Origin of the sequence: Croceibacterium selenioxidans (genome assembly GCF_018599195.1) — a bacterium.
Lineage (GTDB): Bacteria > Pseudomonadota > Alphaproteobacteria > Sphingomonadales > Sphingomonadaceae > Croceibacterium_A > Croceibacterium_A selenioxidans.
In genome coordinates this window covers 1198923-1221011 of the sequence record NZ_JAHFVK010000002.1, presented here as the reverse complement: position 1 = coordinate 1221011, position 22089 = coordinate 1198923, and the positions used below count along the sequence as shown (strand labels likewise).

Annotated in this window: 26 protein-coding genes; 13 read left to right on the top strand and 13 right to left on the bottom strand. The window is 64.5% G+C overall.

All coding sequences use genetic code 11. From position 1 onward, the window contains the following. Nucleotides 1-6 precede the first annotated feature (6 nt). On the top strand, nt 7-669 hold the full coding sequence (locus tag KK137_RS14760; protein ID WP_338028099.1) for a DUF1345 domain-containing protein: 663 nt from the start codon (nt 7-9) through the stop codon (nt 667-669). A gap of 51 nt (nt 670-720) precedes the next feature. Here the strand turns inward: KK137_RS14760 and KK137_RS14755 are convergent, their stop codons facing one another. Beyond that, the gene (locus KK137_RS14755; RefSeq protein WP_214537289.1) at nt 721-1830 is read right to left on the bottom strand and encodes an LLM class flavin-dependent oxidoreductase; all 1110 of its coding nucleotides are present in this window, start codon (nt 1828-1830) and stop codon (nt 721-723) included. A 169-nt stretch (nt 1831-1999) separates the two neighbouring features. On the opposite strand from KK137_RS14755, the gene ppa reads away from it, so the two are divergent. Continuing rightward, the gene (gene ppa / locus KK137_RS14750) at nt 2000-2536 is read left to right on the top strand and encodes an inorganic diphosphatase (protein ID WP_214537288.1); all 537 of its coding nucleotides are present in this window, start codon (nt 2000-2002) and stop codon (nt 2534-2536) included. 9 nt (nt 2537-2545) lie between these two features. Here the strand turns inward: ppa and KK137_RS14745 are convergent, their stop codons facing one another. Genes KK137_RS14745 through KK137_RS14735 form a run of 3 tightly spaced genes read right to left on the bottom strand, consistent with a single transcriptional unit; the run spans nt 2546 to nt 3424 of the window. After that, nucleotides 2546-2788, bottom strand: coding sequence for a DUF1801 domain-containing protein (locus KK137_RS14745; protein WP_214537287.1), 243 nt, complete (start codon nt 2786-2788; stop codon nt 2546-2548). Beyond that, nucleotides 2782-2997, bottom strand: coding sequence for a hypothetical protein (locus KK137_RS14740; protein ID WP_214537286.1), 216 nt, complete (start codon nt 2995-2997; stop codon nt 2782-2784). The genes KK137_RS14745 and KK137_RS14740 overlap by 7 nt, the downstream gene beginning before the upstream one ends. A gap of 19 nt (nt 2998-3016) precedes the next feature. After that, entirely contained in the window at nt 3017-3424 is a 408-nt protein-coding gene (locus KK137_RS14735; RefSeq protein WP_338028097.1) for a hypothetical protein, read from the bottom strand. A 219-nt stretch (nt 3425-3643) separates the two neighbouring features. Between KK137_RS14735 and lptB the strand changes: the two genes are divergently transcribed. The 5 genes from lptB (at nt 3644) to KK137_RS14710 (ending at nt 8599) form a co-directional block, all read left to right on the top strand. Beyond that, nucleotides 3644-4405, top strand: coding sequence for an LPS export ABC transporter ATP-binding protein (lptB, locus tag KK137_RS14730; protein WP_214537547.1), 762 nt, complete (start codon nt 3644-3646; stop codon nt 4403-4405). Between the two features lie 23 nt (nt 4406-4428). Then, on the top strand, nt 4429-5898 hold the full coding sequence (gene rpoN, locus KK137_RS14725; RefSeq protein ID WP_214537285.1) for an RNA polymerase factor sigma-54: 1470 nt from the start codon (nt 4429-4431) through the stop codon (nt 5896-5898). Nucleotides 5899-6032: 134 nt separating this feature from the next. Beyond that, complete coding sequence (gene ctrA / locus KK137_RS14720) at nt 6033-6728, top strand: response regulator transcription factor CtrA (protein WP_055924986.1); 696 nt, start codon at nt 6033-6035, stop codon at nt 6726-6728. Between the two features lie 227 nt (nt 6729-6955). Beyond that, a complete protein-coding gene (gene trmB, locus KK137_RS14715; protein ID WP_214537284.1) occupies nt 6956-7669 on the top strand; it encodes a tRNA (guanine(46)-N(7))-methyltransferase TrmB in 714 nt (237 codons plus the stop codon). Between the two features lie 165 nt (nt 7670-7834). Continuing rightward, nucleotides 7835-8599: a sulfite exporter TauE/SafE family protein gene (locus tag KK137_RS14710; RefSeq protein WP_214537283.1), complete on the top strand. Its 765-nt coding sequence runs from the start codon at nt 7835-7837 to the stop codon at nt 8597-8599. 25 nt (nt 8600-8624) lie between these two features. On the opposite strand, the gene KK137_RS14705 is transcribed toward KK137_RS14710, so the two are convergent. The 3 genes from KK137_RS14705 to KK137_RS14695 form a co-directional block, all read right to left on the bottom strand. Next, nucleotides 8625-8948: an SdpI family protein gene (locus KK137_RS14705; RefSeq protein ID WP_214537282.1), complete on the bottom strand. Its 324-nt coding sequence runs from the start codon at nt 8946-8948 to the stop codon at nt 8625-8627. Beyond that, nucleotides 8945-11206: an NADP-dependent malic enzyme gene (locus KK137_RS14700; RefSeq protein ID WP_214537281.1), complete on the bottom strand. Its 2262-nt coding sequence runs from the start codon at nt 11204-11206 to the stop codon at nt 8945-8947. Before KK137_RS14700 ends, KK137_RS14705 begins: the two co-directional genes overlap by 4 nt. A 120-nt stretch (nt 11207-11326) precedes the next feature. After that, nucleotides 11327-11935: an HNH endonuclease gene (locus tag KK137_RS14695; protein WP_214537546.1), complete on the bottom strand. Its 609-nt coding sequence runs from the start codon at nt 11933-11935 to the stop codon at nt 11327-11329. A gap of 121 nt (nt 11936-12056) precedes the next feature. Here KK137_RS14695 and gluQRS point away from each other — a divergent pair, with 121 nt between their 5' ends. The 5 genes from gluQRS to KK137_RS14670 are packed head-to-tail and all read left to right on the top strand — an operon-like array spanning nt 12057 to nt 15027. Then, nucleotides 12057-12908, top strand: coding sequence for a tRNA glutamyl-Q(34) synthetase GluQRS (gene gluQRS, locus KK137_RS14690; RefSeq protein ID WP_214537280.1), 852 nt, complete (start codon nt 12057-12059; stop codon nt 12906-12908). Continuing rightward, complete coding sequence (locus tag KK137_RS14685; RefSeq protein WP_214537279.1) at nt 12905-13135, top strand: HIG1 domain-containing protein; 231 nt, start codon at nt 12905-12907, stop codon at nt 13133-13135. Before gluQRS ends, KK137_RS14685 begins: the two co-directional genes overlap by 4 nt. Before the next feature lie 30 nt (nt 13136-13165). After that, nucleotides 13166-13732, top strand: coding sequence for a cob(I)yrinic acid a,c-diamide adenosyltransferase (locus KK137_RS14680; protein WP_214537278.1), 567 nt, complete (start codon nt 13166-13168; stop codon nt 13730-13732). Between the two features lie 50 nt (nt 13733-13782). Continuing rightward, nucleotides 13783-14652, top strand: coding sequence for a 3-hydroxyacyl-CoA dehydrogenase NAD-binding domain-containing protein (locus tag KK137_RS14675; protein WP_214537277.1), 870 nt, complete (start codon nt 13783-13785; stop codon nt 14650-14652). A 51-nt stretch (nt 14653-14703) separates the two neighbouring features. Next, complete coding sequence (locus tag KK137_RS14670; protein WP_214537276.1) at nt 14704-15027, top strand: hypothetical protein; 324 nt, start codon at nt 14704-14706, stop codon at nt 15025-15027. Nucleotides 15028-15121: 94 nt separating this feature from the next. Here the strand turns inward: KK137_RS14670 and mutS are convergent, their stop codons facing one another. From mutS to dksA, 5 genes are all read right to left on the bottom strand, one after another. Further along, entirely contained in the window at nt 15122-17755 is a 2634-nt protein-coding gene (gene mutS, locus KK137_RS14665; RefSeq protein WP_476695917.1) for a DNA mismatch repair protein MutS, read from the bottom strand. Between the two features lie 68 nt (nt 17756-17823). Further along, a complete protein-coding gene (locus KK137_RS14660; protein WP_338028095.1) occupies nt 17824-18225 on the bottom strand; it encodes a DUF4112 domain-containing protein in 402 nt (133 codons plus the stop codon). Between the two features lie 18 nt (nt 18226-18243). Then, nucleotides 18244-19719 carry an ABC transporter substrate-binding protein gene (locus KK137_RS14655; protein WP_214537275.1) on the bottom strand — a complete coding sequence of 492 codons (1476 nt, stop codon included), beginning with the start codon at nt 19717-19719 and terminating at the stop codon, nt 18244-18246. A 42-nt stretch (nt 19720-19761) separates the two neighbouring features. Next, entirely contained in the window at nt 19762-20145 is a 384-nt protein-coding gene (locus KK137_RS14650; protein ID WP_214537274.1) for a PilZ domain-containing protein, read from the bottom strand. Nucleotides 20146-20307: 162 nt separating this feature from the next. Continuing rightward, a complete protein-coding gene (gene dksA / locus KK137_RS14645) occupies nt 20308-20766 on the bottom strand; it encodes an RNA polymerase-binding protein DksA (protein WP_214537273.1) in 459 nt (152 codons plus the stop codon). Nucleotides 20767-21073: 307 nt separating this feature from the next. Here dksA and KK137_RS14640 point away from each other — a divergent pair, with 307 nt between their 5' ends. Beyond that, nucleotides 21074-21406: an SEL1-like repeat protein gene (locus KK137_RS14640; protein WP_214537272.1), complete on the top strand. Its 333-nt coding sequence runs from the start codon at nt 21074-21076 to the stop codon at nt 21404-21406. A 72-nt stretch (nt 21407-21478) separates the two neighbouring features. Here the strand turns inward: KK137_RS14640 and KK137_RS14635 are convergent, their stop codons facing one another. Then, nucleotides 21479-22033 (bottom strand): nuclear transport factor 2 family protein, encoded by a 555-nt coding sequence (locus KK137_RS14635; protein WP_214537271.1) that lies wholly within the window; start codon nt 22031-22033, stop codon nt 21479-21481. Between the last annotated feature and the right edge of the window lie 56 nt (nt 22034-22089).

Below are 22089 nucleotides of genomic sequence, written 5' to 3'. Positions count from 1 at the left end.
GGTCCCGTGAACCCGGCGCACTCCCGTCCCTCGATCGGCAATCGCATTGCCCCGCCACGGTTCCTGCTGTTCCTCGGCGTGCTCGTCCTGACTTACGCGGGCTATGTCATGGGCCTCGGGCAACGCGGCTGGCTCGACGGGGTGGCCGTGGCATTCGACGTCGCCGCCCTGGTATTCTTGATCTCGCTGGCTGGGCTGGTGCGCTATTCCTCGCCCGAGATCCTGCGCAGCCATGCGGCGGCCAACGATGCCAACCGGGTGCTGATCCTGCTTCTGAGCACCTTGCTAACCGCCGTCGCCATGGCTGCCATCATCGGCGAGCTGCGCGGCGCGCGGACCGGTGATCCCGCCGCCGTGGTCACGCTGGTTGGTACGCTGATCCTGGTCTGGCTCTTTGCCAACAGCGTCTACGCGCTCCACTACGCCCATGCCTATTATGCGATCGGAGCCGATGGCGGGGACGCGGGCGGGCTGGAGTTTCCCGGTACCAAGACGCCCGACTATCACGACTTCGCCTATTTCGCCTTCACCCTGGGCATGACGTTCCAGACCTCGGACGTGCAGATCACGGCAAACGGCATTCGCCGGATCGTGCTGCTGCACACCTTCGGCGCGTTCCTGTTCAACATTGGGCTGATCGCCTTCGCCATCAACGTCCTGGGGGGCTAGTCCCCCTCCCGCCAGCGGAAGGGGATCGGTGCGCACTCCCGGAAACGGAGCTTACTCGGCGGCCTCCAGGAAGCGATCGTCGATCGACGCATCGGCCTCCCAGCTCTTGACCTCGGGCAGCACCTTCTCGGCGAACAAGTGCATGCTCTTGAGCGCCTCTTCCTGCGGCATGCCGCCGAAATAAAGGTGCGGGAAGAAGCCCTGCGGCTTGAAAACCTCCTTCAGTTCCCACATCCGCTCAAGGATCATCTGCGGCGTGCCGGTCACCGCGCCATGGCCGAAGTTCTGGCAGTATTCCTCTACCGCTTCGGGCGGCATGGTCATGTTCTCGTAGTTCTCGTAACCCTTGATGTCCGCGAAGGTCCCGGGCTTGTCGAGACTGTAGTTCTTGACCGCCGCCCTCATCGTGTTCGCGAGGTACTTGTGGCCTTGCTCAGCGGCGAAGTCGGCATCTTCGTCGATGTAGAAGTTGCCGCTGACCATCGGCGCGGGCGGACGGGTGCCCGCTCCATGCACTTGCTGCCAGACCTCGACGTACTTGTCGGGCCCCACTTCCTTGCCTCGCTGGGGCAGCATCAGGACCATGTTGCCGAACCCGTGGCGGGCCGCCGCGAACATCGAGGTGCCCGAGAGGGAACCGCAGAACTTGCGCCCCTCGAAGCTCTTGAATGGCCGTGGCCGCAGCTCGACGCGAGGCTGGCTGATGGTTTCGGTCTCACCTTCGAGAATGCCGGTTTCGATCGCCGGTATGACCATGTCGAGGACGTCGTTGTAGAGCGCGCGGGACTTGTTCTGGTCGACTCGCAGGCCGCGGAATTCGTCCGGCGAAAGGCCGCCCCCGAAACCGAGGATCGCCCGGCCGCCGGAGATGATATCTAGGTTGATGATCGCTTCGGCCAGCCGCACCGGGTCCCGCCACGGCGCGATAATGACCTGCGTCCCCAGCTTCACCCGTTTGGTGCGCCCGGCGATATAGGTGAGCAGCTGCAGCGGATCGTTCGACATCGAATAGTCGGTGAAGTGGTGTTCGGTGATCCAGACCGAATCGAATCCCAGCTCTTCGGCGAGGACGAGGTTCTCGACCTCCTCGCGAATGAACTGCGTGTCCGAATAGCTGTCGCCGCGCTGGTGCGCGAATCCTGAGGCAAGGCCTACGTGCATCGGTTTCCTCTCATCCGGGACTTGCGGCTTGTCGTGCACCGCTTGAACCGGTTGATGCCGCAGTTTTCACGCTTCGGCAATTCGCTCTCGCCAAGCTGCATCCCATGCTCTAGTCGCGCCGCAAAAATATGGGAGGGGTGCCAGCCTATCCTTATGGAAGCGAGCATCCATGCGTATCGAACACATTCCTACCGGGGACAATCCGCCCGAGAGCCTCAATGTCATCATCGAGGTCCCGACAGGCGGCGAACCGGTAAAGTACGAATTTGACAAGAAAAGTGGCGCGCTGTTCGTCGACCGCATCCTGCATACGCCGATGCGTTATCCGGCGAACTACGGCTTCGTGCCGCATACGCTGTCGCCTGATGGCGACCCGCTGGACGCGCTGGTTATCTCGCGCTCGCCATTCATCCCGGGCTGCGTCGTGCGCGCCCGTCCGATCGGCGTGCTCGTGCTCGAGGACGAACATGGCGGCGACGAAAAGCTGATCTGCGTGCCGGTGGATTCGACCTTCCCGTACTACTCGGACGTGGGTGAACGGGAAGACCTGCCTTCGATCGTGCTTCAGCAGATCGAGCACTTCTTCAAGCACTACAAGGACCTGGAGTCCGAAAAGTGGGTGCGTGTCGGGGAATGGGGCGATGCCGCCGCGGCGCGCCAGATCACCGTCGAAGCGATCGAACGCTACAACAAGGCAGCTGCCTGACTTTTGCGACTAGGCGGGGCGGCGAGGCCGCTGCCTCGCCGAAACCGACTTGATGACCAGCCGGCCATCGGCGGAAGGATCCAGCGGCGGCTCGACCAGTTCGAGCGCCGCGGAGATCAGTGACTCGACTTCGGGATTCTCGAACTCCCGTATGTCCTGGAAGCGAATGTGGCGGATGATCGTACCGCCGCCCCGCAGCAGACCCGCCGGATCGGGCAGCAGCGCTCCCTTGAAGAAGAACAGGCTTACCATCGCGGGTAAAGCACCACCGAGATGATGACGCTGGCCGACGAAAGGTCCCGCGCGAAGCCCACGCCGAGTGCGTTGTAGTTATCGTAGACGAGGGCATGGGCCTGGGGGATCCGCGCCCGCATTCGCGCAATGAGGGATCGGCCCAGTCGGGCCACATCGGGCGAATAGCGCCCGATCATCCGTTCGGGCCCCTCGGCCTCGGCCTCCATGTCCGGCGACCAGAAGGCGCTACATCAGTGAGTAGGCGACCTTGAACAGTCCAGTGAGAAGGAACGGCAGTCCAAGAGCACAGAGCCACAGCACCAGGCGGTCTCGCTTGAACCTGTCGGCAAGCTCGGGATTGGAGGCTTCGCTATCGCTGATACCGTCCCAGCGCTGCTCGAACATGCGGCAGGCGGGAATGATTGCGGCGACCAGTACGATAAGTGCGAAATACGGCAGGATCGAACTGTGGCCGCTCTTGAGAGCGCCCATCGTTACCCAGATTTGCAGACCGGTGTATGCCAGCAGAGCGTAAGCGACGTGGTCGCTCATCTTGCGTCGCCAATCGAGCTTCTTTCCTGCGGGCTTCTGTCCGGCCGTCTTTGGCGCAGTGACTTTTTGCGTTGCCGCAGATTCCTGAAGCGCTTTATTCACGCGCCATTCCTCCTCTGCATTCCCGACTCGGACTATCTCACCACCATGACAGTGTTTCAAGAGTAGTAACCTTGTCACTCCGCCTTAGGTTCCGAACGGGTCATGCAGGAATCCTGCCAACGGGGTTCAAACCGCCGCAAGCCGTGCTAAAGGACTGAACCTGAAGCTATGACCCCGCTCGACGAAACCACCCTCGACACCCAGGCGCTCGCCTCCGCGATGGCAGAAGCGCCTGTGAATGCCGCACCGCCCATCCCGCAAGGCGGGCTCGAGGTGGTCTCGATCGCGAAGAGCTACGACAAGCGGGCCGTGCTGTCGGACATCTCGCTAACCGTCGGCAAGGGTGAGGTGCTCGGCCTGCTCGGACCGAACGGCGCGGGCAAGACGACCTGCTTCTATTCGATCATGGGCCTCGTCCGCCCCGACAGCGGCCGCATCCTGATGGACGGCGTCGACGTGACGAACCTGCCAATGTACCGCCGGGCTATCCTTGGCCTCGGCTACCTGCCGCAGGAGACCTCGATCTTCCGCGGTATGACTGTGGAGCAGAACATCAATTGCGTGCTCGAGATGGTCGAACCGGACAGGGATGTCCGCGCGGCCGAGCTCGACCGGCTTCTCGACGAATTCCACATCACCCGCCTGCGCTCCAGCCCCGCCATGGCCCTGTCCGGCGGCGAGCGACGGCGGTGCGAAATTGCCCGCGCGCTGGCGGCCAAGCCCTCGATCATGCTGCTGGACGAACCGTTCGCGGGCATCGACCCGCTGTCGATCGGCGACATTCGAGAGCTCGTGAGGGACCTCAAGCGGCGTGGCATCGGGGTGCTGATCACCGACCACAACGTGCGCGAGACGCTCGACATCGTCGATCGTGCCTGCATCATCTACGGCGGACAGGTGCTGTTCGCCGGAAGTCCCGAGGATCTGGTGGCGGACCCGAATGTGCGCCGGCTCTACCTCGGCGAGAGCTTCACCCTCTAGGCTTGGTGTAGGGGGAGGCTTCGATGGCACTGGGGCCTCGGCTCGACCTGCGGCAATCCCAGTCGCTCACGATGACGCCGCAGCTCCAGCAGGCGATCAAGCTGCTGGCTCTGTCCAACCTCGAAATCGAAGCCTTCATCGGCGACGCGCTCGACAACAACCCGTTGCTCGAAGCAGGCGAGATCTCGCTTGAGCGCCAAGCCGAACCCGACACTCGGGAAGAGGCCCCGGAAGATCCTTCGGCGGACCAGCTCATCCTGCGTGGCCAGGGGGAGGCCGATGCGCCGCTCGATATCGACGTGACGGCACTCGACCGCGATCGCGACACCGGCGACTGGTCGGCCACGGCGACGCTCGGCGGCGGCGAAGAGGGACCGGGCATCGACGAACGCGGCGATGACGAGCCGACATTGGCCGAGCATCTTGAAGCGCAGATCGGGGCCGTCAGCTCGGACCATGCGCTCCTGTTCGTCGCCCGGCATCTGATAGGGCTGATCGACGAGGCCGGTTATCTTTCGACGCCCCTGCTCGAAGTCGCCGACAGCCTCGGCGTGCCGCTGGCGCGGGTCGAAGAGGCGCTGGCGGTCGTGCAGACGCTCGATCCGACGGGCGTCGGCGCGAGGAGCCTGTCCGAATGCCTCGCGCTCCAGGCAAAGGAGGCCGATCGCTACGACCCCTGCATGGCGCGGCTGATCGACAATCTGGAACTTGTCGCCAGGGGTGAGTTCGCCCGGCTCAAGCGCATGTGCGACGTCGACGACGAGGATTTTGCCGACATGCTCATCGAGCTGCGCGGTTACGATCCCAAGCCGGGCATGCGCCATGGCGGCGGCGAGCGAGCGCCTGTCGTGCCCGACATCCTTATCTCCGGTGACGGCGACAAGGGCTGGGAGATCGCCTTGAACCAGGCGACGCTTCCCCGCCTCATCGTCAACCGACCCTACTATGTCGAGCTGCGCAGCGGCTGCGTCGACCGCGGCGCGCGCCGTTGGCTGAGCGAACGGCTGTCGGAGGCGAACTCGCTGATCAAGGCGCTCGACCAGCGGCAGAAGACCATACTCAAGGTGGCCGCTGAGATCGTGAAGCAGCAGGAAGGATTCTTCCGCCGCGGGGTATCGCATCTGCGCCCTCTGACCATGCGTATGGTGGCCGAAGCGATCGAGATGCACGAAAGCACAGTCAGCCGCGTTACCTCGAACAAGTACCTCAACTGCGGGCGGGGCACTTTCGAGCTCAAGTACTTCTTCACCAGCGGCGTCGCGTCGTCCGATGGCGAGGGTGCCGTTTCCGCGGAGGCAGTGAAAGCCCAGATCCGCGCGTTGTGCGAAGCCGAGAGCGCCGACGATATCTTATCCGACGACAAACTGGTCGAGCTACTCAAGGAGAAGGGCTTCGACCTCGCCCGGCGCACCGTGGCCAAGTATCGCGAGGCGATCGGGATCGGTTCTTCGGTCCAGCGCCGGCGGCAGAAGAAGCTCGCCCGCGTCGCATAGCGGAAATCCCGTATCGCCCGATTCTCGGGAAAACGTTAAAGGAAAAATTAACCTTTTTCGTTGAGAGATGTCGTGGTTAATTCCGGGCAACACCTGTTAGCGGTCCGTTACCAGGTGGTTCTAGGGGGGCAGCAATGCGCGTTCTGTTGATCGAAGACGAACCGACCACCGCGAAGGCGATTGAGCTTATGCTCACGACCGAGGGGTTCAACGTCTATTCGACCGATCTTGGCGAAGAGGGTTTGGACCTCGGCAAGCTGTATGATTACGACATCATCCTGCTCGACCTGAACCTGCCGGACATGCACGGCTATGACGTGCTCAAGAAACTGCGCGTCGCCAAGGTGCAGACGCCGGTACTGATCCTTTCCGGCATTTCGGAAATGGATTCCAAGATTCGCAGCTTCGGCTTCGGCGCCGACGACTATGTCACCAAGCCGTTCCATCGGGACGAGCTGATCGCTCGCATTCACGCCGTCGTGCGTCGTTCGAAGGGACACTCGCAGTCGGTCATCCGCACCGGCAAGCTGGCGGTCAACCTCGACGCCAAGACCGTGGAAGTCGATGGCGCGCGCGTCCATCTGACTGGCAAGGAATACGCCATGCTGGAGCTGCTTTCGCTCCGCAAGGGCACCACGCTGACCAAGGAAATGTTCCTCAACCACCTTTACGGCGGAATGGACGAACCCGAACTGAAGATCATCGACGTGTTTATCTGCAAGCTGCGCAAGAAGCTCTCGAGCGCGTGCGGCGGCGAAAACTATATCGAAACCGTATGGGGACGTGGCTACGTGCTGCGTGACCCGGGCGAAGAGGTCGAAGCGGCCTGACTACGTTCTCCTAGTTAACTATCGTACTCCTAGAGACTATGGGCCCGCTTCCGATGGAGGCGGGCCTCTTTCTTGGTTGATCCCCCCTCCCGCTTGCGGGAGGGGTTAGGGGTGGGTGTGAGGGCCAGGCCCCTCGGACGCGGACGGGCCCGCCCCCAGCCCCTCCCGCAAGCGGGAGGGGAGTTGGCGCTGGACAACGCCACCCCCTGCCGCCTAGCGGGCGCGCCATGACCGCACACAAGTCGGGTGATCCGACCACTCTCAACCGGCTCTACGGCCGCTCCAAGGGCAAGACCCTGCGCGCCGGTCAACAGGACCTGGTCGATACGCTACTGCCGCAGATCGCCGTGCCGGCCGAGGGTCCCGTTACGGCCGAACGCCTGTTCGGTGAGGACTGTCCGCTCCATTTCGAGATTGGCTTTGGCGGCGGCGAGCATATGGCGGCGCGGGCCGACCTGCTTCCCAGCCACGGGTTCATCGGTTGCGAGCCCTTCGTGAACGGCGTTGCCCAGGCGCTGGTCCATGTGAGCGGCGACCACGGCTCGCACCCGCCGATCGCCAACATCCGGCTTCACCACGGCGACGCCCTCGAAGTGCTGTCGCGCGTGCCGGACGGCGCACTCTCGTTCATCTACCTGCTTCATCCGGATCCCTGGCCCAAGGCGCGCCACGCCAAGCGGCGCATGATGAACGATGGCCCGGTCGACATGTTTGCCGCCAAGCTCAAGCCGGGCGGCGAGTTCCGATTCGGCACCGATCATCCCGTCTATCTGCGGCACGCGTTGATGATCATGCGCCGCCACACCCTTCAGTTCGAATGGCTCGTGGACGGACCCGAGAGCTGGCAAAATCGCCCCGGTGGGTGGAGCGAGACCCGGTACGAGGCGAAGGCGAGGCGGGATGGCCACGAAGTCTGGTACTTCCGATTCCGGCGGAGTTAGCCTCTTTTGGAGGGACTTAGGCGCTTTTGGCTAAGTTGCCCCCTTTGCCGCAGTTAGGCCGCATTTCCCCTAAATAGCCACGCTTCTGCGCCTGAATGATTCTCTATCTTTTTGGTTGAGAATGGGTTCGATAGCCGCAGAACACGCAACGAAGGGGACTGCCGCATGCCGTTTGGCGATTTCGACCTTGCTGCCTTGCTGCCATTTATCGCGGTAGGTTTTGCCGCACAGCTGGTCGATGGTGCGCTTGGAATGGCCTTCGGGGTCATCTCGAACACGCTGCTTGTGGGCGTGCTGGGTGTTCCGCCCGCGCACGCTTCGCAGCGCGTGCATATCGTGGAGGTATTCACCACCGGCGTTTCGGGCTTGAGCCATCTGCTCCACCGGAACATCGACGGGAAGCTCTTCGTGCATCTGGTCGTGCCTGGCATGGTGGGCGGTTTCGCGGGTGCTTACGTACTTTCCAGCCTCGATGCTGCCGTGGTGAAACCGTTTGTCCTGCTCTACCTGACCTCGATCGGCCTCTACCTGCTGTGGCGCGGGTTCATGTACCCGCCCAAGCTCAAGGAAGCCAAGCTCGTGGCGCCGCTGGGCCTCATCGGCGGCTTCCTCGACGCCGCTGGCGGCGGGGGCTGGGGACCCGTGGTCACTTCGAACCTGCTCATCCAGGGGGCCGAGCCGCGCAAGGTCGTGGGCACGGTCAGCGCCGCAGAATTCTTCCTCACGGTGACGATCTCCGCCTCGTTCATCTGGCACCTCGGTATCGAGAAGCTCGCCGGAGCGACGTTGGGCCTGTTGATCGGCGGCCTGCTGGCAGCCCCGCTCGGCGCCTGGGCGGCCAAGCACTTCCCGGCCAAGCAGATGTTGATCCTGGTTGGTATCGTGCTGACGCTGACCAGCGCTTACGGAGTGTGGAGCGCCTGGGGCTGACCGGCCTCCAGGCGACCAGGAGCGACTAGCCGAAAGCCAAGGTCGCCCCGGCCATCACCACGGCCACGACGACAATCACCGCGACGCAAGCGACCTGCTTGTGCATCACGGACAGGCCTGACCTGACGATCAACGCGTTGACCGCGGCACCGATCACGCCTGCCACCACACCGACGATGCCCGACAGCTGGTTGATCCGATACCACTCGGCCTCGGAGGCCTGGCTCGCAGCGGTCCGCGCGCCGTAGTAGGCGTTCGGACCGACCCACCCGAACACCATCGGCAGGCTGATCGCCGCGAACATCAGCGGGACCAGGACCAGGGCCCAGTAGGCCCCGGCCGTCCTCATCCGACGACGCCGGCCGCTGCGAGGACCGCCAGCGTAAGCACGTCGGGCGCGTTAGCCGTCATCGGAGCGATCTGGACCGGCTTTTCCAAGCCAATCAGCATGGGGCCGATCGTGGCATTGCCCGCCAGCTCGCGCAGCAGCTTGGCCGAAAGGTTGGCCGATTGCAGGCCTGGCATGACCAGCACGTTGGCGGGGCCCGAAAGACGGCTGAACGGATAGAGCGACATGACCCGCGGATTGAGCGCGGCATCGGGCGCCATTTCACCCTCGTACTCGAAGCCCGGGTCCTGGGCGTCGAGAAGGTGCACCGCGTCGCGGATGTTCTCGAGCCATTTGCCCGACGGATTTCCGAATGTCGAATAGGACAGGAACGCCACCCGGGGCTCATGCCCGAGCCGGCGGGCCACGGCCGCCGTTTCCTTGGCGATGTGCGCGAGTTCCTCGGCGCTAGGGCGCTCGTTGATCGTCGTGTCGGCGAGGAACACGGTGTAGTTCTTGCCGATCATCATGTGGACGCCGAACGGCACCTGGCCGGGCTTCGGATCGATCACCTGGCTGACCTCGCGCATGGTCTGCGCGAAAGGCCGCGTGAGGCCGGAGATCAGCGCGTCGCCGTGGCCCAGAGCCACCAGCAGCGAGGCGAAGGTGTTACGGTCCTGATTGACCATCCGCCGCACGTCACGTTCGGTGAAGCCCCGACGCTGCAGGCGCTTGTAGAGGAAGTCCGCCATCTGCGGCACGAGATGCGAGTCCGCCGAATTCTGGATTTCGAACTGCCGCGGGTCCGATACGCCGAGTTCGGCAAGCTTGGCCGTGACCGCCTGCGTGCGACCGACGAGCACGGGCGTGCCATAGCCGAATTCCTGGAACTGGATAGCGGCGCGCAGCACCACTTCCTCTTCGGCTTCGGCGAAGACCACCCGCTTGGGGTTGTTCTTCACCTCTGCATAGACGCTCGCCATGACCGAGGTCGTGGGATTGAGGCGGCTCTTGAGCTGAAGGCGATAGGCCTCGAAATCCTCGATGTCCTTCTGCGCCACGCCGCTTTCCATCGCGGCGCGGGCGACGGCCATTGGGACCACCTCCATAAGGCGCGGATCGAACGGGGCCGGAATGATGTAGTCGCGCCCGAACTGGTGGCTCTTGCCGTAGGCGGCCGCGACTTCTTCCGGCACGGACTCGCGGGCCAGCTCGGCGATCGCGCGGGCCGCGGCAATTTTCATCTCTTCGTTAATCGCGGTCGCCTGCACATCAAGCGCTCCGCGGAAGATGAACGGGAAGCCGAGCACGTTGTTGACCTGGTTGGGATAATCCGACCGGCCTGTGGCGATGATCGCGTCCGGGCGTACGGCCTTGGCGTCGTCCGGGGTGATTTCCGGATCGGGGTTCGCCATCGCGAAGATGATCGGCTGGTCGGCCATCTTAGCCACCCATTCGGGCTTCAGCGCCCCCGCGGCGGAGAGGCCGAGGAAGATGTCCGCGCCGACGAGCGCCTCTTCCAGCGTGCGTGCGTCGGTGTCGATCGCGTGCGCGCTCTTCCACTGGTCGACATTGTCGCGCCCACGGTAGATCACGCCCGAACGGTCGCACATGGTGACGTTCTCATGCGGCACGCCCAGCGCCTTGATCAGCGCGGTACAGGCGATGGCCGAGGCACCCGCCCCGTTCACGACCATGCGCACGTCCTTGAGGTCACGCCCAGTGATGAAGCAGGCGTTGAGCAAGCCGGCCGCGGAAATGATCGCGGTGCCGTGCTGGTCATCGTGCATGACCGGGATGTTCATCCGTTCGCGCAGGGCCTGTTCGATCACGAAGCACTCGGGCGCGGCGATGTCCTCGAGATTGATGCCGCCGAAAGTCGGTTCCATCAGCGCGACAGCGTTGATGAAGGCTTCCGGGTCCTCGGTGGCGAGTTCGATGTCGATCGAGTCGACGTCGGCGAACCGCTTGAACAGCACCGCCTTGCCTTCCATCACCGGCTTCGAGGCAAGGGCCCCGAGATTACCCATGCCGAGGATGGCCGTGCCGTTGGAAATCACCGCGACGAGGTTCGAGCGGGCGGTGTAGCGGGCGGCATTCGCCGGATCGTCGGCAATGGCCTGGACCGGAACCGCCACACCGGGAGAATAGGCAAGGCTGAGGTCGCGTTGCGTCGCCATCGGCTTGCTGGCGATGATCTCGATCTTACCGGGCCGAATGGTCTCGTGATAAAATAGGGCCTCGCGCGCGGTAAAGCGGTCGGTTTGCTCGTCAGCCAAGGGCGATCCTCTGGTGCTTGAAGTTACGCGTGGGAGCGCCCTAACGCGCAGAGGGCGCATGGCATAGCGTAAATCTTGGAGTCGAATTCGGATCGGCTGGGAAGGACGTTACCCCTGGGCCTATTCCTCCAGCTCGATGTCCCAGTAGAGCCAGTCGCGCCACGTCTCGTGCAGGTAGTTGGGCGGGAAGCTCTTGCCTTGCTGGATCAGCTGCCAGCTCGTGGGCCGGATCGGCTCTAACAGGGGGTGCATGTGCGCCTGACGAGGCGTGCGGCCACCCTTCTTCATGTTGCACGGCGCGCAGGCCGTGATGATGTTCTCCCACGTCGTCTTGCCGCCCAGCCGGCGCGGGACGACGTGATCGAACGTCAGGTGTTGCGGACTGCCGCAGTACTGGCAGGCGAACCGATCGCGCAGGAATACGTTGAAGCGCGTGAACGCCGGAAACTCGCTCGGCTTCACATATTGCCGCAGAGCGATCACCGAGGGGATCTGCATGTCGAGCGAGGGCGAGTGCACCATCCGCTCGTAAGTCGCGACGACATCGACCCGTTCGAGAAAGATCGCCTTGATCGCGGTCTGCCAGGGCCACAAGCTCAAGGGATAATAGGAAAGCGGGGTGTAATCGGCGTTGAGGACCAGCGCGGGGCAGCTTTGCAAACTGCGCGTAGGATCCTCTTCCGCGCCGCGGAACCGGGTTGCCCTATCGATCAGTTCGGCCTTGAGCACAGCGTAATGCTCCCCTGACGCGTTGCAGGGGAGCATTTGCAGCAATTTGCGTCAACCCCGTTACGGTCGTCGAATCCCCAGCGTTTTGCCGCAACTGCGCGATATTGTTAGGGAGTGCGGCATGACGGTCACGCGTTTCGCCCCCAGCCCGAACGGCTCGCTGCACCTCGGGCACGCCTATTCGGCGATCGTGGCCCACGATCTGGCCAAATCGCGCGGGGGGCGGTTCCTGGTGCGGATCGAGGATATCGACGGCACCCGATCCCGCCCCTCCTTGGCCGAAGAATTTCGCGCCGACCTCGCCTGGCTAGGTCTCGAGTGGGAAGAAGTCCCCGCCCAGTCCTCCCGCCTTGCCAGCTACGAAGCGGCCGCGACCCGATTGCGTGAGATGGGTCTGCTCTATCCCTGCCGCTGCACGCGTGCCGAAATTGCCGCCGCTGCCCTGACAAAAGGGCCGGACGGTCCGGTCTATCCGGGAACCTGCCGCGGCGCCGATGACGATTTCGCGGGTCCCGTGGCCTGGCGACTCGACGTGCGCAAGGCGCTCGCCCAGAGCGGTCCTCTCACCTGGATCGACGAACTTGCGGGAGAGCAGATCGCCCGCCCTGATCTCGCAGGCGATGTCGTGCTGGTGCGGAAGGAGGCCGATACGCCCGCGAGCTATCACCTCGCCGTGACCCTCGACGATGCGGCCGATGGCGTCTCGCTGGTGACTCGCGGAATGGATCTTTTCGCCGCGAGCCATGTGCACCGTCTGCTGCAGGCCCTGCTCGGCCTGCCGGTGCCGGTGTGGCACCACCATGCGCTGCTGCTCGACGCCGATGGCACCAAGCTCGCCAAGCGGCGCAACTCGCCCTCGCTCGCCAACCGTCGCCGGGCCGGGGAAGATGGCCTGGCGCTGGCCACGACCCTGCGCGAGGGCCGCTTGCCCGCTGGCATTACCTTGTCGGAAGGCCTAGATGGGACGCCATGAACACAGTCCTCATCGTCTTCCTCATCCTCGCCATGATCTGGGTCGTGATCTCGCTCGTGCGCGGGATCGTGGCCTTCCTGCAAAGCACCAAGCTCGACCTCGAAAACGACGGTGACCGCGTCAAGGAGATGCAGCTGCGGCAGAACAAGATGATGTTCGCCCGCATCAAGTACCAGGCGCTGGCGATCGTCGTCGTGGTGATCCTGCTGATGGTGAACAGCAAGTAACCGGCTTGGGCCGAGGGGATCGATCGACGCATGGTCCGGCTCACCAAGATCTATACCCGCACAGGCGATGACGGCACCACCGGCCTGGTGGATGGTTCGCGCCTGCCCAAGCACTCCGCACGGCTCGAAGCCGTAGGTGCCGTGGACGAGGCGAACTCGGTGCTCGGCTGGGCGGTTCTGGCCCTCACGGTGGGGGAGGCCGAAGCGGCGGTCCGCATCCAGAACGACCTGTTTGATCTCGGCGCCGACCTAGCGACGCCGGGCGAGGACTTCGCTCCTTCGGACATGGTGCTGAGGATCGTGCCCGCGCAGGTCGACTGGCTCGAACAATTGATCGACGCCGCCAATGAGAGCCTCGAACCTCTGCGGAGCTTCATTCTCCCCGGCGGCAGCGAGGCCTCCGCCCGTCTCCACCTCGCCCGCGCGCAAGTTCGCCGGGCAGAGCGGGCGATGACGGCGCTGGCTGCGGTCGAACCGGTCAATCCCGCGGCGCTCGCCTACATCAATCGCCTGTCCGACTACCTGTTCGTGGTCGCGCGCCTGGCGAACTCGGGCGGAGCGGGTGACGTGCTCTGGACGCCCGGAGCGAACCGCTAGCGCGCCCGGCATCGCGCCGCTACTCTGCTGCAACTGCGAAGGAGTGGCGCATGCAAACAGTCGGCATCATCGGATCGGGCCAGATGGGCGCGGGCATCGCACAAGTCGCGGCCGCCAGCGGGTACACGGTGGTCCTCGTTGACCGCGAGATCGCCATCGCGGAGAAAGCGCGCGACGCGATCGGCAAGCGGCTCGCGCGACTTGTCGAGAAGCAGCAGCTTACGCCCGAGGCCGCCGATGCCGCGCTGGCCCGAATCCAGCCGTCTGCCGACTACGCGCCCCTGGGCGGCGTGGGTCTGATCATCGAGGCGGCAACCGAGCGCGAGGCCATCAAGCAGGCGATCTTCGAGCAGGCCGGCCAGGTCCTGGCGCCCCAGGCGATCCTGGCCAGCAACACCAGCTCGATCCCCATCACCCGCATGGCGGCCACCACGACCGACCCGGCGCGCTTCATCGGGCTGCATTTCTTCAACCCAGTGCCACTGATGGAACTGGTGGAGATGATCCCCGGCCTCGCCACCTCACCCGACACGATCACCCGAACCCGGACATTCGCCGAAAGCCTCGGCAAGCAGGTGATCCTGAGCGGGGACGAGCCCGGCTTTATCGTCAACCGCATTCTCTTGCCGATGATCAACGAGGCGGCGTTCGTGCTGGGCAGCGGAACGGCGGGGATCGCCGATATCGACAAGGGCTGCCGGCTGGGCCTCAACCACCCGATGGGGCCGCTGCAACTGGCCGACTTCATTGGGCTCGACACCTGCCTGGAGATCATGCGCGTCATCTTCGCGGGAACAGGCGATTCCAAATACCGCCCTGCCCCGCTGCTGACCAAGTATGTCGAAGCCGGCTGGTTGGGACGCAAGACTGGCAAGGGCTTCTACGACTATTCGGGCGAGGAGCCGGTCCCGACGCGCTAGCGGGAACGCTCCGGTGCGGAGAAGGGTTGGAGGGCCGAAGGAGTTCCGTTCATGACCGACCGCCGAGACGCCGCCCATAAGTCCTCCGCCGAAGAGGCGCCCGAATTGCATAATGCCGAACAGGACGATGAAGAGTCGCAGGCACAGACCGTCGCCAGGGAAGCGCTTGGCGCCGATGACGAGGAAAGCCCGCTCGACAGCGAAAAGTCCGACGATCCCGGCGAAGTGATGGACGATTCCACACAGGACCTGATCGACCGGATGCGCGACATGGAGCAGTCGGGCCGGATCGACATGGGCGCCTATCTCGGCGAGCCCAACATGGACGACGAGGATGACGCTCTTGGCGAAGGGCACGATCCGGATGAGGACTGAGGGGTTGCGCTGAAAGCCCCCTCGACATCCCGTAGGTGGTCGGTCGCTGCTTGAGTCGGGCCCCGTGACCGAGCGGCTTTTGCGGAGGCCGGCGCTATTCCCCCGCGTCCCGCTTGAGCTCGTACAGCAGGTCCAGCGCCTCTCGGGGCGTGAGGGCGTCGACATCCAGGCCCTGCAGCCGATCGCGCAAGCTGTCGCGGCTCTCTTCCTCCAGGTGCGCCGCTGCCGCGAACAGCGGTAGCTCGCCCAACCCCGCGGCCAGTCCGCCGGTTTCCGCCCGGCCTTTCTCCAGCTTGTCGAGTACGGCCCGCGCCCTCGCCACCACGGACTTGGGCACACCCGCCAGCTTGGCCACGGCCAGGCCGTAGCTCCGATCCGCCGCGCCCTCGGCTACCTCGTGCAGCAGCACCAGATCGCCCTTCCACTCCTTTGCCCGAACGTGATGCAGCGACAGGGCCGGGCAAGTCTCGGCCAACCGGGCAAGCTCGTGATAGTGCGTCGCGAACAGGCAACGGCAGCGGTTGTTCTCATGGATGGCCTCGGCCACCGCCCAGGCCAGCGCGAGACCATCGTATGTCGAGGTGCCGCGTCCCACTTCGTCCAGGATCACGAAACTGCGCTCGGTCGCCTGGGCCAGGATCGCTGCCGTCTCGACCATCTCGACCATGAACGTGGAGCGCCCGCGCGCGAGGTTGTCGGCCGCCCCCACACGGCTGAACAGGCGATCGACCAGTCCGACCTTCGCCCGCGCCGCCGGAACGAAACCGCCCGCCTGTGCCAAGAGCACGACCAGCGCATTCTGGCGCAGGAAGGTCGACTTGCCGCCCATATTCGGCCCACCGACAAGCCATAGCCTGTCGTCCGGCGACAGGCTGCAGTCGTTGGCCACGAACCGCTCGCCCACTTGCGCGAGCGCCGCTTCGACCACCGGATGGCGGCCGCCTTCGATCTCCAGGCAGACCTGCTCGACGATCTCCGGCCGGGTCCAGCCACCTTCCGCGGCGCGTTCGGCCTGACCCGCGGCGACATCGAGCCGGGCTAGCGCGGCTGCCGTCGCGGCGATCCGCTCGCGATCCGCCACGACCTCCTGCACGAGCTCTTCGAAATGCGCTTCTTCGGCAGCCAGTGCATGGCCGCCGGCTTCTGCGATCCGGCTTGCCTCCTCGTGCAGGTGCAGCGAGTTGAAGCGCACCGCGCCCGCCATCGTCTGGCGGTGCGTAAAGCCGCTGTCGGGCGCCATCATCCGGTCAGCGTGCCTGGCCGGCACCTCGATGAAATAACCGAGTACGCCGTTGTGGCGAATCTTGAGCGCGGCCACGCCGGTTTCGTCGCGATAGCGCGCCTCGAGCGCCGCAATCGCGCGGCGGGCGTTGCCCGACACCAGGCGCAGCTCGTCGAGCGCGGCATCGTAACCTTCGGCGATGAAGCCGCCCGACGAGCGTTCGGTTGGTGGGGTAGTGACGAGCGCGCGTGAAAGATGATCGGTCAGCGCGCCATGGCCGCCCAGCCGGGGTACCAGTGCTTCGAGCAAGGCGGGTTTGTCAGGCTTGCCCTGCAAATGGTCGTGGACCCGGCGCGCTTCGCTCAGGCCGTCACGAATCTGGCCAAGATCGCGAGGCGACCCGCGACCCGCGACGATCCGCCCGAGCGCACGGCCAAGGTCCGGCAAGGCACGCAGCACGTCGCGCAGATCGGCCCGTAACAGCGGATCGGCGTGGAGCCATTGCACGAGGTTGAGACGAGCCTCGATCGCCGCCTTTTGCGCGAGCGGCGCAGCGAGGTCCTCTGCGAGCTGGCGCGCGCCGGCGCCGGTCACGCAGCGATCGACCGCCGCCAGCAGACTTCCGGAACGCCCGCCGCCTTGCGCTGCGGTTATTTCGAGGCTGCCGCGCGTGGCTTCGTCCATCGCCAGCACTTCGCCCGTGGCACGGCCTTCGGGCGGCAGGAGCAGCGGCAGGCTGCCGCGTCCGACGTGGTCGAGATAGGCGATCAGCCCGCATGCCGCCGCCAGCATCGGTCGCGTGAAGCTGCCGAAGCCATCGAGGGTGGCGACACCGTGGATACCCTTAAGCCTCGCCTCGCCGCCGTCGCTCGAGAACTCGTGCGCGGAACGGGGGATGGCGCTTGTCGGCAACAGACCCATGCCCGGCCCTTCGCGCAAGCGGGACGGGAGATCTTCGGGCATGACCACTTCGCTTGCCGACAGTCGAGCGAGCACGGCTCCGAGATCGCCGGGGGCGCATTCCTCCAGTTCCATGCGCCCGGTCGAGATGTCGCACGCGGCCACGCCCGCCATGCCGCGCATTTCGCACACCGCCGCAAGCACGTTGGCCCGGCGCGGTTCGAGAAGCGCCTCCTCGGTCAAGGTTCCTGCAGTGACGAAACGAACGATGTCGCGGGCCACCAAGGCCTTGGAGCCCCCCCGCTTCTTCGCCTCCTCGGGCGTTTCGACTTGCTCCGCGATGGCCACCCGGCAGCCCGCCTTGATCAATCGCGCGAGATAGCCCTCGGCCGCATGGACCGGCACGCCGCACATCGGGATGGGCGCACCGTCATGCTCGCCCCGGCTGGTGAGCGCGATGTCGAGGACGGCACTCGCGGCCTTCGCATCGTCGAAGAACAGTTCGAAGAAGTCGCCCATGCGATAGAACAGCAGGCAATCGCCGGCCTCGCGCTTGAGCGCGAGGTACTGGGCCATCATCGGGGTCGGTGCGGAAGCCTGAACCATGGGACTTCCGGCGCTTAGCGGCTTGTTCCGCCAAGGTCATGACCCTGGCATGATAAGCTGCGGAAAGCCTATTGATCGATCAGCAGGCCCTGCTTCTCGAGGTGTTTTTTCACGATCTTGAGGTTGCGGGTGTTCGAGCGGAAGAACACGTCGAACACGTCTCCGGCAAACGGAATCGCCCCGATGGCGGTGTCGACCGCGACGTTGCCCGCCATCCGCCAGAGCTTCCACCTGGGCAGGCCGAGGTTGCGGGCCTCCCAGATGATGTAGCTGCCAAGGGCGGCGCCCAAGAGGTCACCGAAGATCGGCACGAGTCCGGCCAGGGCATCGAGACCGACTCGGAACTTGAGCCCGGGAATCACCAGACTGCGCTCGAGAACATGCTCGACCAGTTCGATCCGGCGATAGACCGATGCGGTATCCATGCCGAGCGGCAGGTCCATCCGGCCTGGACGTTGAATTTGCTCCAAGGGAATCTCCTCCAGAGCTTATCTGGGTATCTGCGCCAGCGCCGGCAAGGGGTGGAAAGCCCACTGGTTCGCGACGAACCCGTCGACATTGCTCCGCACGAGCGAGAAGCGGAGCGGCGAACCGAACGGAATATAGACGTTGGCCTGGGTCAGCTTCGCTTCGGCTTCCGCCAGGAGATTGTCACGTTCGGCCCGGTCGGGCTGCTTCACCGCCTCCCGCACGAGGGCATCGGCTTCGGCGTCGCACAGGCCGTGGCGAAGCGAGCAATTGAATTGGTTGAGGAACCAGCGCGGCTCCGCATAACGGGCCACGCGGTCGATCAGGTCGAGGTCGGCCGCGCGGCCGGGAGGCGCCCTGTCCAGGATTATGCCCACCGTCCCGAGCTGCCGCACCAGCTCCAGGAAAAGTGCGTCGAGGCCCGGGTCCCTCATCAGCGAAATGGTCAGCCGCGCCTCTTCCCCCCCGTTCGCCCGGCGCCAGGCGGCCACGCGAGCGGCGGCGATCGCGCGGTTCTCGTCGATCGTCCGCTCGCCCCAGCGCTCTGGGACAAGCCTGACATCGTTGGGCAGGCCAGGGGCCGAAATTCGCGTGGTCGGGACCCAGCCGCCAATATTGAACTGGGCGACCAGCGCGGGCCTGTCGATGGCCATGGCGAAAGCCTCGCGGCCCTCGTTGGTCGTCAGCAGACCCCGTTCGCGCTGCACCAGTAAGCCGAACAGCCCGATGGCAGGTTCCAGCCGCACGGTGCCGCGCGAAAGCGGGCCCGTGTCGACGAGTGGAAGACTGCCTATCTGACCGCCAAGCACGACATCGACGTCGCCGTTGTCGAATCGTTCGATCGCCGCCTTGGGATCGGCGGGTCGCAATTCGATCTGGCGGACGAAGGACTGCCAGTTCCGCTCTTCGGGAATGCCACGCTCGGCCGGCGGCTTCATGGTCAAAGTCGCCAGATCGCCCTCCCGCACGAGCCGCATTTCGCCAGCCCCATCGCCTTTCGCGCCATGGCTAAGCGCGAGTTCGGGCTGGGCGAGGATTTGCAGCAGGGTGGGGACCGGGCTCGACAGGCGGATTTCGACGACCCGTCCGGCCATGGCCCTGACCTCGGAGACCGGCGCAAGGTCGAGGCCAAGCGAGGTGCCGTTGAGCGCGCGAATCGAACTGCGCAGGGCGGCGCGCACGCTTTCTGCGGTCAGGTCGGCTCCGTCGGGCCAGTCGCCTTCCCTCAGGCGGAAGATGAAGCTGCGACCATCGTCGGTTACGATCCAGCGATCGGCCAGGGCGGGAACCACGTCCCCCTGCGCGTTGAAAGCTACGAGGCCCGCGTCGGTCGCGGCGCGGAGGTGTTGGGCACCAGGGGAAAGCCGCAGGCCATCTGCGAACAGGCTCTCTGGCGTATCGATGAAATCGACCTGCAGCGCCCCTTCGTTACCCCGCCCACACCCCGCCAGCATCAGAACCGCGGGGAGAATGAGGGAGAGCCAGCGCCAAGCCATCTGGCTCTATGCTAGAGTCTATCCCGCCGGGATGGAAGCCGATCAGATCTTTCGCAGTCTTGCCGGGTTCGGTTCGTTGAACGGCATGGCCGAATGGGTGCGGGTAAAGCGGGGCGCGTCATACTCGGCCGCTTCGCTTGCCGGAGCCGGAGCGCGAACCACCAGGGGATCGACCTCATCGACGAAGGCGATGCCGAAGCGGTTGTCCTGCTTCCAGGCGACCGAGCCTTCGACCCAGCCGACGTTGCGCAATTCCACCGACACCAGCGAGCCGCGCATCACTTTCACGTCGCCTTCGGCCATCATGCCGCCGGCCGAAAGATTGCGGACCTTGACCCGATGCAAGAGGTCCTGTCCGTCGACCCGCAATTGGGCGAGCAGGAACAGGCTGTCACGGTTGACCTGGCGAGTGTCGATGTTGCTCATCGTTAGGGGCGTTTCCGAAGTTCCGATTCACGCGAGGCTGCCAACAGAACGGCCGGCTTTCCCGCGCTTAACAAGTCGGAGTTCTATCGCAATTCGTAGCTAATGAAGCGTAAATGCAAGACCGTAATCACAGGCCTGTCCCAAACCGGGTCAGTATCGAAATCAGTCGTCGCGAGAGACCTTCTCGCGACGTTCGTGAGCCTGCTGCGCTTCGACGGTCATGGTCGCGATCGGACGGGCGATCAGGCGGTTGATACCGATCGGCTCCCCAGTGACTTCGCACCAGCCGTATTCGCCTTCATCGATGCGGCGCAGGGCCGAATCGATCTTGGCAATGAGCTTGCGCTGCCTGTCGCGTGTCCGCAACTCGATGCCCCAATCGGTTTCACTGGAGGCGCGGTCGTTGAGGTCAGGTTCCCGAATCGGTCCGTCCTGAAGCAGCTGCAGAGTGCTTTCCGCAGCGCTGAGAATCGACTTCTTCCATTCCAGTAACAGCACCCTGAAATAATTCAGTTGCTGCTCCGACATGTATTCTTCGTCATCGGAGGGCGCATAGTCCCTGTCCAGAGCACGCTTGGCCTTGGCGAGAATGTCGATGTCGTCATTCGGAATCGACCCCATTCACGAACTCCGCAAGCAAGCCGTCTGAAATTCGGCCTCATCCAAATCCTTGCGCCCCCCGCGGATGCGGGCTTAGCAGGACTGGCGCGGCCTATAGTGGCAGCGCGAATCCCGCACAAGCCGCAATACGGGGTCTACACCCGGCCAAGTTAAGCGAGCCCTAAGGGCGGTAAATCCCGCTCCGTTCCCTCGGCGCGGGGGTACGTTAATAAACTTCCCGGCGCGTTAACCATTTCTTGACCACACTTGCTCGAAAGTCCTGTGGCAGTCCGGTTTCTCGACCGGACCCATAGGGGGGTTAGCGATCATGGAACTGACCAGGATCGAGGATTTCGCGAAGATCCGACCGGCCGACGAAACGCGGGCGGACCTTCACATTGCCCGTTGCCTGGCTGCGGCTGCAGCGGGTGACACCGATGCCTGCTTCGACCTTGGGGTCGCATTCTCCACCGGAGCGGAAGGCGTGGCCTGCGATTTGATCGAGGCGCACAAGTGGTTCAACCTCGCGGCAGTCGCCGGGCACGAAGAAGCCGCCTGGAGCCGGGCGGACATCTCCGACGAAATGACCGCCCGCGAAATTGCCGAGGCTCAACGCCGCGCTCGCGAATGGCTCTCCGACGGGGATCGCCGGGCAGCCTGACGCTGGATCTGCCCTTCCGGGTCGCGATGGGTTTGACCGGCTGAGTCGGACCCCATTCAAGAAGGGCGGGGACTACCAGGCATCGCCGGTCTGCTCGTCGAACGGCCGAGTATCGGCGGGCGGCGACTTATAGGGCGGGCGCTGCGGTAAGGTCCGTTCCCCTTTCCACGGAATCTGATCGACCGCCGTCCAGGCGTTGACGTGCAGGCGATAGAACTTCCATCGCCCGTTGCGCTTCACCAGCCGATCGTCGCGGGTACCGATGCCGAACACGAAATTGGTGTTGTAGTCGGCGTTCCACTGGATGATCTGGAAGAAGCAGCGCACCCGTGCCCCTTCGGGCCTGGGGTCCATGATGAAGTGGTTCATCAGGTGCTGGCGGCCATACCACCAATGCTGGCGGTCGTACCAAAGCTTGCGCAGGTTCTCGCGAATGGCCGCGTGGCCCTTCACCGTGCCTTGCCACAGATGGTCGAATTCGGCGTCTTCGGCGAAAGTGTTGATCGCCTGCTCTTCGTCGGCGAGGTCGATGCCCCAGGCGTAGCGCGCGAACAGTTCCTCGATCTCCGCACGGTCTTCGGCGGGCATGATCTCAGGCACGCCCTGGGGCCACGGATTCTCGGACATCTAGCTCTCCCTCAATGCGCTCTTGCCAAAGACCGGCAGGCGCTGTTCAAATCCCT